This window comes from Enterobacillus tribolii (genome assembly GCF_003363015.1).
Lineage (GTDB): Bacteria > Pseudomonadota > Gammaproteobacteria > Enterobacterales > Enterobacteriaceae > Enterobacillus > Enterobacillus tribolii.
Genome location: NZ_QRAP01000003.1, coordinates 147624 through 159823 on the forward strand (window position 1 = coordinate 147624; position 12200 = coordinate 159823).

General features: G+C 59.2%; 8 protein-coding genes. 2 read left to right on the plus strand and 6 right to left on the minus strand.

All coding sequences use genetic code 11. The features are described 5' to 3' along the window. Positions 1-88: 88 nt before the first annotated feature. The 5 genes from garR to C8D90_RS08130 are packed head-to-tail and all read right to left on the minus strand — an operon-like array spanning position 89 to position 5921. Positions 89-979 (minus strand): 2-hydroxy-3-oxopropionate reductase, encoded by an 891-nt coding sequence (gene garR, locus C8D90_RS08110; protein WP_115457941.1) that lies wholly within the window; start codon positions 977-979, stop codon positions 89-91. A 43-nt stretch (positions 980-1022) separates the two neighbouring features. Continuing rightward, positions 1023-1793 carry a 2-dehydro-3-deoxyglucarate aldolase gene (gene garL / locus C8D90_RS08115; RefSeq protein WP_115457942.1) on the minus strand — a complete coding sequence of 257 codons (771 nt, stop codon included), beginning with the start codon at positions 1791-1793 and terminating at the stop codon, positions 1023-1025. Between the two features lie 54 nt (positions 1794-1847). Then, the gene (gene gudD, locus C8D90_RS08120; protein ID WP_115457943.1) at positions 1848-3188 is read right to left on the minus strand and encodes a glucarate dehydratase; all 1341 of its coding nucleotides are present in this window, start codon (positions 3186-3188) and stop codon (positions 1848-1850) included. 31 nt (positions 3189-3219) lie between these two features. After that, positions 3220-4557 (minus strand): enolase C-terminal domain-like protein, encoded by a 1338-nt coding sequence (locus C8D90_RS08125; protein ID WP_115457944.1) that lies wholly within the window; start codon positions 4555-4557, stop codon positions 3220-3222. 11 nt (positions 4558-4568) lie between these two features. After that, positions 4569-5921 carry an MFS transporter gene (locus C8D90_RS08130; RefSeq protein ID WP_115457945.1) on the minus strand — a complete coding sequence of 451 codons (1353 nt, stop codon included), beginning with the start codon at positions 5919-5921 and terminating at the stop codon, positions 4569-4571. Between the two features lie 499 nt (positions 5922-6420). Between C8D90_RS08130 and garD the strand changes: the two genes are divergently transcribed. Then, the gene (gene garD / locus C8D90_RS08135; RefSeq protein WP_115457946.1) at positions 6421-7989 is read left to right on the plus strand and encodes a galactarate dehydratase; all 1569 of its coding nucleotides are present in this window, start codon (positions 6421-6423) and stop codon (positions 7987-7989) included. A gap of 104 nt (positions 7990-8093) precedes the next feature. On the opposite strand, the gene fdhD is transcribed toward garD, so the two are convergent. After that, complete coding sequence (fdhD, locus tag C8D90_RS08140; protein WP_221810456.1) at positions 8094-8891, minus strand: formate dehydrogenase accessory sulfurtransferase FdhD; 798 nt, start codon at positions 8889-8891, stop codon at positions 8094-8096. Between the two features lie 254 nt (positions 8892-9145). Between fdhD and fdnG the strand changes: the two genes are divergently transcribed. Then, positions 9146-12196 (plus strand): formate dehydrogenase-N subunit alpha, encoded by a 3051-nt coding sequence (fdnG, locus tag C8D90_RS08150; protein WP_147291342.1) that lies wholly within the window; start codon positions 9146-9148, stop codon positions 12194-12196. Positions 12197-12200 lie beyond the last annotated feature (4 nt).

Genomic DNA, 12200 nt, shown 5'->3' on the forward strand with positions numbered 1-12200 from the left:
TCGCTGTTGACCCGGAGGCATTCCGACACCTCCCGGCCCGCTGAATTTTCCCTGCATCCGCGCGCAGAACACGCGGATGCGAGGCCGGTTACCGCGAAACTTCAACCTTGGCCAGTTTCTCGTAGTAGCGGGCCAGCGCGCAATGATCCGCCGTGCCCAAATCATCGGCGCGCAGCGCCTGCATCATTTCCATCACCGCCGCCGTCAGCGGCAACTGAGCGCCCACGCCGTGCGACGTGTCCAGGGCGTTCGCCAGATCCTTGATGTGCAGATCGATGCGGAAGCCCGGCTTGAAGTTACGATCCATCACCATCGGCGCTTTGGCGTCCAGCACAGTGCTGCCCGCCAGGCCGCCGCGGATGGCCTGATACACCAGATCGGGATTAACCCCGGCTTTGGTCGCCAGCACCAGCGCTTCAGACATCGCGGCAATGTTCAGCGCCACGATCACCTGGTTCGCCAGCTTGGTGACGTTGCCCGCGCCGATGTCCCCGGTGTGCACCACGGAACCGGCCATGGCCTTCATCACATCATAGCAGCGATCGAATACCGCTTTGTCGCCGCCGACCATCACAGACAGCGTGCCGTCAATCGCTTTCGGCTCGCCGCCGCTGACCGGCGCGTCCAGCATAGCGACCTGCTTCTTCGCCAGCGCTTCGCTGATTTCACGGCTGGCGAGAGGGGCGATGGAGCTCATGTCGATCAGGATCGTACCCGGTTTGGCGTTATCCGCCACGCCGTTCTCGCCCAGCACAACCTCTTTCACGTGCGGTGAGTTAGGCAGCATGGTGATAATGACGTCACTCTGCGCGGCAACGCCTTTCACAGAATCTGCCCCCGTCGCGCCGGCGGCAACCACGTCCGCAACGGCTTCGGCATTGCGATCGAAAACCACCAGTGAATAGCCCGCTTTCAGCAGATTTTTACTCATGGGTTTGCCCATGATGCCCAGACCGATAAATCCAATTTTCATTTCCATACCTCTTTTTCATTTGCCGGCGCCGCAGCGCCGGTGACCCGCATTATTTTTTAAAACGATCGCACAACGCCTGCGTTGCGCTGCGGAAAACGCCCAGATCGCTGCCTACCGCCACGAAACGCGCGCCCCACTCCAGATAACGGCGGGCATCCGCTTCCGCCGGCGCCAGAATGCCGCACGGCTTACCGTGCGCCGCGGCGCGCTCAAAGATGTGCTGGATCACGCGCTGCACTTCCGGGTGATTCGGCTGGCCGAGATAGCCCAGCGCCGCAGAGAGATCGCCGGGGCCGACGAAAATGCCGTCCACGCCGTCGGTCGCTGCAATAGCGTCAATGTTGTCTACGCCCAGTTGGTTCTCAATCTGAACCAGGACGGTGATATTGTCGTTAATCGTGGCGAAGTAGTCCGGCAGCGTGCCGTAGCGGTTGCTGCGGTGCGCCACGGAAACCCCGCGGATGCCGGCCGGCGGGTAGCGGGTGGAGGCCACCGCCTGTGCCGCCTGCTCTGCGGTTTCCACGAACGGGATCAGGAAGTTGTAAAAGCCGATGTCCAGCAGTCGTTTGATAATCACCGGCTCGTTGGTCGGCGGACGTACCACCGGCGCGCTCGCGCTGTCCTTCAGCGCCATCAGTTGGGGAATGAAGGTGGTGATGTCGTTGGGCGCGTGCTCGCCGTCCAGAACCAGCCAGTCAAACCCGGCCAGCCCCAGCACTTCAGTGGAGATCGGATTGCCCAGCGCGCACCAGCAGCCGTAGAGCGTTTCCCCTGCCAGCAGACGCTGGCGGAATTGATTCGGGTAATGTGAGTCTTTCATAGCGCTTCCGTTTATCTGTCGCTGTTCAAAAATTAAAGGGCCGTTCCCAACGCATCAGCGCACCAGACAAGGACGCTTGTTGTTAAACGTCCAGCCGGGGATCAGGTACTGCATGCCCATCGCATCGTCGCGGGCACCCAGGCCATGCTTCTGATACAGCGCGTTCGCCTTCATCACCTGGTCCATATCCAGCTCAATGCCCAGGCCCGCTTTCTCCGGCACCTTCACCATGCCGCCCCTGATTTGCAGCGGCTCTTTGGTCAGGCGCTGGTTGCCTTCCTGCCAGATCCAGTGGGTGTCGATTGCGGTGATGTCACCCGGCGCAGCGGCCGCAACGTGGGTGAACATCGCCAGCGAAACGTCGAAGTGGTTGTTGGAATGCGAGCCCCAGGTCAGGCCGAACTCATGGCACATCTGCGCCACGCGCACCGAACCCTGCATGGTCCAGAAGTGCGGGTCCGCCAGCGGAATGTCGACGGATTGCAGCGACAGCGTATGCCCCATCTGACGCCAGTCGGTGGCGATCATGTTGGTGGCGGTCGGCAGCCCGGTAGCGCGGCGGAATTCCGCCATCACTTCACGTCCTGAGTACCCCTGCTCCGCACCGCACGGATCTTCCGCATAGGCCAGCACGCCACGCAGCTGTTTACCGAGCGAAATCGCCTCGTCCAGCGACCAGGCGCCGTTCGGGTCGAGCGTCACGCGCGCCTGCGGGAAGCGCTTGTGCAGCGCGGTGACGGCTTCCGCCTCTTCGCTGCCGGCCAGTACGCCGCCCTTGAGTTTGAAATCATTGAAGCCATATTTTTCATACGCGGCTTCCGCCAGGCGCACCACGGTTTCCGGCGTCAGCGCTTCTTCGTGGCGCAGGCGATACCAGTCACATTTTTCGTCCGGCTGGCTCTGGTACGGCAGGTCGGTTTTACGGCGATCGCCGATGTAGAACAGGTAGCCGAGCATTTCGACCTCGTCGCGCTGCTGGCCATCGCCCAGCAGAGAAGCGACGGTAACGCCCAGGTGCTGGCCAAGCAGGTCGAGCATTGCGGCTTCAATACCGGTGACCACATGGATGGTGGTACGCAGGTCGAAGGTTTGCAGGCCGCGGCCGCCGGAATCACGGTCGGCGAACTGCGCCCGCACCGTGTTCAGTACGTTTTTGTATTCCCCGAGGGTTTTTCCCACCACCAGCGGAATGGCATCTTCCAGCGTTTGACGGATTTTCTCGCCGCCGGGAATTTCGCCCACGCCGGTGTGGCCCGCATTGTCTTTTATCACCACGATGTTGCGGGTAAAGAACGGCGCATGGGCGCCGCTCAGGTTCAACAGCATGCTGTCGTGGCCGGCTACCGGAATGACCTGCATTGACGTGACTTTCGGAGTTGCGTTGTTTTGGCTCATTTTCACTTATCCTTCAATTCGGAGAATTCGGTTAACGCCCGAAGCAGGGGCGCTTACGGTCAAATGTCCAGCCGGGAACGAGGTATTGCATCGCCAGCGCGTCATTGCGCGCGCCGCCCGGCAGCGTTTTGTACAGTTCATGTGCCTGGTGAATCCGATCCCAATCCAGCTCAATGCCCAGGCCGGGCGCGTCGGGAACCTTGATTTGGCCCTGCTCGATACGCAGGGGATTCTTCGTCAGGCGCTGATCGCCTTCCTGCCAGATCCAGTGGGTATCAATGGCGGTCGGTTTGCCCGGCGCCGCCGCGCCGACGTGGGTGAACATCGCCAGCGAGATATCAAAGTGGTTGTTCGAGTGACAGCCCCAGGTCAGCCCCCAGTCATCGCACAGCTGGGCAACACGCACCGCGCCGCTCAGGGTCCAGAAGTGCGGGTCCGCCAGCGGTATGTCGATGGAGTCCAGGCGCAGCGCATGATTCATTTCACGCCAGTTCGTGGCGATCATGTTGGTGGCGACCGGCAGCCCGGTGGCGCGGCGGAATTCGGCCATCACTTCGCGCCCGGAATAGCCTTGCTCCGCGCCACACGGGTCTTCCGCATAGGCCAGCACGTCTTGCATGCCTTTGCACAGCGCGATGGCCTCATCCAGCAACCAGGCGCCGTTCGGGTCGACGGTAATACGCGCATCCGGGAAGCGTTTCGCCAGCGCCGTGACGGTTTCGATCTCCTTCTCGCCGGGCAATACGCCGCCCTTGAGTTTGAAATCTTTGAAGCCGTAACGGTCCTGCGCCGCTTCGGCCAGGCGGACCAGGGAGTCGCTGTCCAGCGCTTCCTGATGGCGCAGGTGATACCACGGATGCGCGGCGTTTGCGCCGTCCAGGTAAGGCAGATCGGTCTTGCGCCGGTCGCCGATGTAGAACAGGTAGCCGAGCACCGTCACGGCGTCGCGCTGCTTGCCGGGGCCGAGCAGTTCGCACACCGGGACGTTCAGGCACTGCCCCAGCAGGTCCAGCAGCGCCGCTTCCAGCGCGGCGACCGCGTTCACCCGCAGCTCGAACGTCCAGGCGCCTTTGCCGAAGGTATCGAAATCCGCAGACTGGTTGCCCAGGTGCACCTGCTGCACCAGGCGGTTCATCCGCGCCACTTCGTGGCCGACTACCTGCGGTATGGCGTCCTTCAGCGTCTGATAAATCACCTCGCCGCCGGGCGCTTCCCCAACGCCGGTGTGACCGGCGTTGTCCTTCAGCACCACGATGTTGCGGGTGAAATAGGCCCCGTGCGCACCGCCAATATTCAGCAACATGCTGTCATAACCGGCGACCGGGATAACCTGCATTTCTGTAATAACCGGGCTGCTTTGCGTTGCCATCACAAGGCTCCTCAGGATGCTGACGCGGGTTTCAGGACGATACGTTCAATTTTGCCCACCAGCACCAGATAGCTCAGAACAGCGACCAGTGCGTGAATACCAACGTAAATCAATGCGCCGTTAAACGAACCGGTGGTGCCGACGATATAGCCGATGGCGATCGGGGTGACGATACCGGAAACGTTGCCGAACATGTTGAACAGACCGCCGCTCAGGCCGCTGATCTCTTTCGGCGCGGTATCCGCCATCACCGCCCAACCCAGCGCGCCGATGCCTTTACCGAAGAAGGCCAGCGCCATGAAGCCTACCACCAGCATTTCGGAATCAACGTAGTTACACACCACCATCGACATGGAGAGCAACATGCCCAGTACGATCGGGGTTTTACGCGCCAGCGTCAGGGAGCCGGTACGGCGCATCAGCCAGTCAGAAATCACGCCGCCCAGCACGCCGCCGATAAAGCCGCATATCGCTGGTACGGAGGCAATCATCCCGGCTTTCAGGATGGACATGCCGCGCGCCTGCACCAAATAAACCGGGAACCAGGTAATGAAGAAGTAAGTCAGTGCGTTGATGCAGTATTGACCGATATATACGCCGACCATCATGCGGGAGGTGATCAGCTGTTTGATTTGCCCCCACTTCACAGCAAAGGACTCTTTCTTCTTCTCGGACTTCTGATCCATGTTGATCAGCGCGCCGCCGGCTTCCATGTACTCCAGCTCGGCTTTGTTAATGGTGGGGTGATCCTTCGGATCATGGATCACTTTCAGCCAGATGAAGCTGATGACGATCCCCAGTCCGCCCATGAACCAGAACACGTGCGCCCAACCCACGGCATGAACCAGCCAGCCCATGATAGGGGCGAAGATCACCGTGGCGAAATACTGCGCCGAGTTAAAGATCGCCACCGCGGTGCCGCGCTCCTGCGCCGGGAACCAGGCTGCAACGATGCGGCTGTTGCCGGGGAAGGAAGGCGCTTCTGCCAGACCAACCATAAAGCGCAGGGTGAACAGAGCAACCACGATACCGAAGCCGCTGAACATATCCACGAAGCCTTGCAGCAACGTAAACATCGACCAGGTGAAAATACTCCAGAAGTAAACGCGTTTTGAACCGAAGCGGTCCAGCAGCCAGCCGCCCGGGATCTGCCCGATGACGTAAGCCCATGAGAACGCGGAGAAAATATATCCCATACCGACCGGGTCAAGCCCGATCACCTTCGACATTTCAGAGCCGGCGATCGACAATGTAGCGCGGTCGCCGTAGTTGAACGAGGTGACAATAAACAGCATCACCACAATCCAGTAGCGCGTGTTGGTGCGTTTTTCCGCTGCGCTCTCGACTGAGCTGATTGTATTCATAAATACACTCCTGAAATAATAGCTGCCGCTATTTTCCATTCTGAACGGCATATTCTCGGGCTTGAGGAATCAGAATGATGTTGGTTAATTTTGCGTTTTATTTTTTGAGCAGAAATGTAATAACGCGACGATGATTAATTTCCAACGTACGACATCAGTATAGGAATGGGACATCAACATAACATCGGACATACGCACTATATTAAGCAAAATAAATACTGTATTACTGGTCATGTGCACAATCCGATGCGCAACAGTTCACAAAACCAGCAACACCGTGCCAGAGTGCGCCAGCTCTGGCTCTCATAACATTCATTTTGTGACCCCTCTCACTGAAAACTGGACAAACGCCCGACAGATTCCCAAAAAATCCGCATCAAGACAGTCAAGTGCACAATGTCTTCTTTATTTATCTTTCCTATAATCATCCGTGAGCAGAGAATAACGCTTTACATTAATGACGTGACGGTGTGTTTATATAAACCGGAGCAATATCACGATGAGCGTAATAAATAAAACCCCGGCTGATGTGCCGCTCTATATTAAGGTTCACGATAACGATAATGTCGCCATCGTGGTAAATGACAATGGATTGCCGGCAGGGACCCGGTTCGCTTGCGGTTTGGAACTTTCTGAACATATTCCGCAGGGCCATAAAGTGGCGCTGACGGATATTCCGCAGGGAGGAAATATCCTGCGCTATGGCGAAATTATCGGCTATGCGGTCCGCGATATCGCCAAAGGCAGCTGGATTGACGAATCGCTGGTGGTCCTGCCCGACGCCCCGCCGCTTGCCAGCCTCCCGCTGGCGACCCGCACGCCCGCCCCGTTACCGCCGCTGGAAGGCTACACGTTCGAAGGCTACCGCAACGCGGACGGCAGCGCCGGCACCAAAAACATGCTGGCAATTACCACCAGCGTGCACTGTGTCGCCGGCGTCGTGGATCACGTGGTGAAAATCATCGAGCACGACATCCTGCCGCGTTACCCCAACGTGGACGGCGTGGTCGGCCTCAACCACCTTTACGGCTGCGGCGTTGCGATTAATGCGCCGGCGGCGGTCGTGCCCATCCGCTCCCTGCATAACCTCGCGCTTAACCCCAACTTCGGCGGCGAAGTCATGGTCATCGGCCTGGGCTGTGAAAAGCTCCAGCCCGAACGCCTGCTGGCCGGCACCGACGACACGCAGCCCATCGAGGTACAGGACGCCAGCATCATGCGTTTGCAGGATGAGCAGCATGTCGGCTTTATGGCGATGGTGGATGAAATTCTGGAAATCGCCGAGCGTCATCTGCAAAAGCTGAACCAGCGTAAGCGCGAGACCATCCCGGCCTCCGAGCTGGTGGTCGGCATGCAGTGCGGCGGCAGCGATGCGTTCTCCGGCGTTACCGCCAACCCGGCGGTCGGTTTCGCCTCCGATCTGCTGGTGCGCTGCGGCGCAACGGTAATGTTCTCGGAAGTCACGGAAGTACGCGACGCCGTTCACCTGCTGACCCCGCGCGTCGTGGACGAGCAGGTCGGCAAGCGCATGCTCGAAGAGATGGCCTGGTATGACAACTACCTCGACACCGGCAAGACCGATCGCAGCGCCAACCCCTCGCCCGGCAACAAAAAGGGCGGCCTGGCCAACGTGGTGGAAAAGGCGCTCGGCTCCATTGCCAAATCCGGCAGCAGCGCAATCGTAGAAGTGTTGTCGCCCGGTCAGCGCCCGACCAAACGCGGCCTGATTTACGCGGCGACGCCGGCCAGTGATTTCGTGTGCGGCACGCAGCAGCTGGCGTCCGGCATCACGATCCAGGTATTCACCACCGGCCGCGGTACGCCGTATGGCCTGGCGGCGATACCGGTAATTAAGATGGCGACCCGTACCGCGCTGGCTAAACGTTGGCACGACCTGATGGACATTGACGCAGGCACCATCGCCACCGGCGAAGAAACCATTGAGCAGGTGGGCTGGCGCTTATTTGAAATGATCCTGGACGTTGCCAGCGGCCGCAGGCAAACCTGGTCAGATCATTGGGGAATCCGTAACGCGCTGGCGGTATTTAACCCGGCGCCGGTAACCTGATTTTTCATCACGACATGTAAAACGACACGCCTGCGGATGAACGCCTCTCTTTCGTCCGCAGGCGATATCCGCCAGGCTATGCGCCCTCAGGATAATCTGAAAAGTTAACGCCCTACCCGCTGCGGATGGGTAAACACAGTTCCCCGCCCCGGCTTGCAAAAACCGACCAGCGTCAGGTTACAGCGCTCGGCAACCTCAATCGCCAGCGTAGTCGCCGCCGAAACGGCAAACAGAATTTCCACCCCGCACATGGCCGCTTTCTGCACCATCTCATAGCTGGCGCGGCTCGAAACCAGTACCGCGCCCTGCTGCCACGGCTGGCGCGCACGCATGCCCAGCAGTTTGTCCAGCGCCACATGACGGCCGATGTCCTCACACCCGCCCATCAGCGCCCCCTGCGGATCAAGCCATGCCGCCGCGTGGGTGCACCCGGTTTGCGCGCCTATCGGCTGCACGCTGCGCAGCTGCGGCAGCGCGGCATCCAGGTGATTCAGATCGAAGGTTTGGGTAAACGGCAGCGGCGCCACCGGGCGCAGGACGTCAGCAAGCTGCTCCACGCCGCACACGCCGCAGCCGGTCCGCCCCGCCAGGGAACGGCGGCGCTCTTTCAGGTTCATAAAACAGCGGCTGGAAAGCTCGATTTGCACCTCAATGCCGCCGTTGCAGGATGGCACCACATCCATCCCATAAATATCTTGCGCAGAGCGGATAATTCCTTCGGAAAGGGAGAAGCCCAATGCAAACTCGGTAAAATCCTTCGGCGACGCCATCATCACCACATGGGAAATTCCGTTATAAACCAATGCCACAGGCACTTCTTCCGCCACCCAATCGGGTACGGAAATGCCCGTGCGATCACGTTGCTGGACCTCAACCTGGCGCATCCCTGTAACACTGTCCATATTTAAAACATTCTCTTTATTCACGTCTATGATACCTGCCTGTAACAACGCATACCAAATACGTGGTAGTATCAACACAAGCTGTGCAGGTTTAGCTTAAATCCAAAATAACCGCGAAGGATAGCCAAATAGCCTGACAGTTTAGTTTGTTCTTTGTATACCAGGACTTGATTTACGTTAACGTTTCATCGTCCTCTTTGCAGTCCATTGAAAATCAAGATTATTTCTAAGCAATGTGAAGGAAGGAGATCACCATGCAAGTCAGCAGAAGACAGTTCTTTAAGATCTGTGCTGGCGGTATGGCAGGTACCACGGCGGCGGCACTGGGCTTCGCCCCGGCGGTCGCCCTGGCGGAGACACGGCAGTACAAATTGTTACGCGCCCGTGAAACCAGGAATACCTGTACATATTGTTCCGTCGGCTGTGGGTTGTTGATGTACAGCCTCGGCGACGGTGCCAAGAACGCAAAAGAGCGTATTTTCCACATTGAAGGCGACCCGGACCATCCGGTAAACCGTGGTGCATTATGCCCGAAGGGCGCCGGCCTGGTGGATTTTATTCACAGCGAATCCCGGGTTAAGTACCCGGAATACCGCGCGCCGGGTTCCGACAAATGGCAGCGTATCTCCTGGGACGATGCATTCGACCGCATCGCCAAGCTGATTAAAGAAGACCGCGACGCCAACTTTATCGCTAAAAACGAGCAGGGCGTCACGGTAAACCGCTGGCTCTCTACCGGCATGCTGTGCGCCTCGGCGGCCAGCAACGAAACCGGATTACTGACGCAGAAATTCAGTCGCGCTCTCGGCATGCTTGCCGTAGACAACCAGGCGCGTGTCTGACACGGACCGACGGTAGCAAGTCTTGCTCCGACATTTGGTCGCGGTGCCATGACCAACCACTGGGTGGACATCAAGAACGCGAACCTGATCGTGGTGATGGGCGGTAACGCCGCTGAAGCGCATCCCGTGGGATTCCGCTGGGCGATGGAAGCCAAGATCCACAACAAAGCCAAGATCATCGTGATCGATCCGCGCTTTACCCGCACCGCTTCGGTGGCGGATTTTTATGCGCCGATCCGTTCCGGTACCGATATCGCGTTCCTGTCGGGCGTGATGCTGTACCTGATCACCAACAACAAAATCAACGCCGAATACGTGAAGCACTACACCAACGCCAGCCTGCTGGTGCGGGAAGACTTTGGCTTCGACGACGGCCTGTTCAGCGGCTATAACGCTGAAAAACGCAGCTACGACAAAACGAGCTGGAACTATCAGCTGGATGAAAACGGCTTTGCCAAGCGCGACGACACCCTGCAGGACCCGCGTTGCGTCTGGAATATGCTCAAACAGCATATCAGCCGCTATACGCCGGAGATGGTAGAGCGCGTGTGCGGCACGCCGCAGGCGGACTTCCTGAAGGTGTGCGAATACATCGCCGAAACCAGCGCGGCGGACAAAACGGCGTCGTTCCTGTATGCACTGGGCTGGACCCAGCACTCGATCGGCTCGCAGAACATCCGCACCATGGCGATGATTCAGCTGCTGCTCGGCAATATGGGCATGGCCGGCGGCGGCGTCAACGCGCTGCGCGGGCACTCCAACATTCAGGGTCTGACCGACATCGGCCTGCTGTCCACCAGCCTGCCGGGTTACCTGAGCCTGCCGTCGGAGAAACAGGCCGATCTGCAAACCTACCTGACCGCCACCACCCCGAAACCGACCCTGCCGGGCCAGGTGAACTATTGGGGCAACACGCCGAAGTTCTTCGTCAGCCTGATGAAGACGTTCTACGGCGACAAGGCGCAGAAGGAAAACGACTGGGGCTTCGAGTGGCTGCCGAAGTGGGATAAGGGCTACGACGTCCTGCAATACTTCGACATGATGCTCAAAGGCCAGGTGAACGGTTACATCTGCCAGGGCTTCAACCCGGTGGCCTCGTTCCCCAACAAAAACAAAGTGGTTGCAGCGCTCTCCAAGCTGAAGTTCCTGATCAGCATCGATCCGCTCAACACGGAAACCGCCACCTTCTGGGAAAACCACGGTGAAATGAATAACGTCAAGCCGGCGGAAATTCAGACCGAGGTGTTCCGCCTGCCGTCAGGCTGCTTCGCAGAAGAAAACGGTTCTATCGTCAACTCCGGCCGCTGGCTGCAATGGCACTGGAAAGGCGCGGACGCCCCCGGCGAAGCGCTGAGCGACGGTGAAATCCTGGCCGGCATCTTCCTGCGCCTGCGCGAAATGTACGCCAAAGAAGGCGGCGCGGTGCCGGAGCAGGTGCTCAACATGAGCTGGGACTATCTGACGCCGGAAAACCCCGCGCCGGAAGAAGTCGCAATGGAGAGCAACGGCAAGGCGCTGGCCGATCTGGTCGATCCCGCCACCGGCGCGGTGCTGGTCAAGAAAGGGCAGCAGCTGACCTCGTTCGCCCAACTGCGTGACGACGGCACTACCGCCAGCGGTTGCTGGATTTACACCGGCAGCTGGACGCCGGAAGGCAACCAGATGGCGCGCCGCGACAACAGCGACCCGTCAGGCCTGGGCAACACGCTGGGCTGGGCATGGGCATGGCCGCTCAACCGCCGCATCATCTACAACCGCGCCTCCGCCGATCCGTCGGGTAAACCGTGGGATCCGAAGCGCGAGCTGATCCATTGGGACGGCGCCAAGTGGACCGGGATCGACATCCCTGACTACAGCGCCGCCGCACCGGACAGCGGCGTCGGGCCGTTCATCATGCAGCCGGAAGGCATGGGGCGCCTGTTCGCCATCGACAAGATGGCCGAAGGTCCGTTCCCGGAGCACTACGAGCCGTTCGAAACGCCGCTGGGCACCAACCCGTTGCATCCGAACGTGGTCTCCAACCCGGCCGCACGCGTGTTCGACGACGACTGGGAGCAAATGGGCAAGGCGGACAAGTACCCGTACGTCGGCACAACGTACCGCCTGACCGAGCACTTCCACTACTGGACCAAGCACTCGCTGCTCAACGCGATTACCCAGCCGGAACAGTTTGTGGAAATCGGCGAGCGACTGGCGAATGAAAAAGGCATTGCGCACGGCGATACGGTGCGGATCAGTTCCAGGCGTGGTTTTATCAAGGCCAAAGCGGTGGTGACCAAACGTATCCGTACGCTGAAGGTTGACGGCAAAGACGTTGATACGATTGGCATTCCTATCCACTGGGGCTACCAGGGCACGACGAAGAAAGGTTTCCTCGCCAATACCCTGACGCCGTTCGTGGGCGATGCCAACACGCAAACGCCGGAGTTTAAATCATTCCTGGTTAACGTGGAAAAGGTGTAACGGA

What these genes read in the sequence shown, in the direction of transcription:
- C8D90_RS08125 (WP_115457944.1), bottom strand. Translation starts at nt 4,557, where the DNA reads ATGGCAACGCAAAGCAGCCCGGTTATTACAGAAATGCAGGTTATCCCG.
- garL (WP_115457942.1), bottom strand. Translation starts at nt 1,793, where the DNA reads ATGAAAGACTCACATTACCCGAATCAATTCCGCCAGCGTCTGCTGGCA.
- garR (WP_115457941.1), bottom strand. Translation starts at nt 979, where the DNA reads ATGGAAATGAAAATTGGATTTATCGGTCTGGGCATCATGGGCAAACCC.
- garD (WP_115457946.1), top strand. Translation starts at nt 6,421, where the DNA reads ATGAGCGTAATAAATAAAACCCCGGCTGATGTGCCGCTCTATATTAAG.
- fdhD (WP_221810456.1), bottom strand. Translation starts at nt 8,891, where the DNA reads ATGGACAGTGTTACAGGGATGCGCCAGGTTGAGGTCCAGCAACGTGAT.
- C8D90_RS08130 (WP_115457945.1), bottom strand. Translation starts at nt 5,921, where the DNA reads ATGAATACAATCAGCTCAGTCGAGAGCGCAGCGGAAAAACGCACCAAC.
- gudD (WP_115457943.1), bottom strand. Translation starts at nt 3,188, where the DNA reads ATGAGCCAAAACAACGCAACTCCGAAAGTCACGTCAATGCAGGTCATT.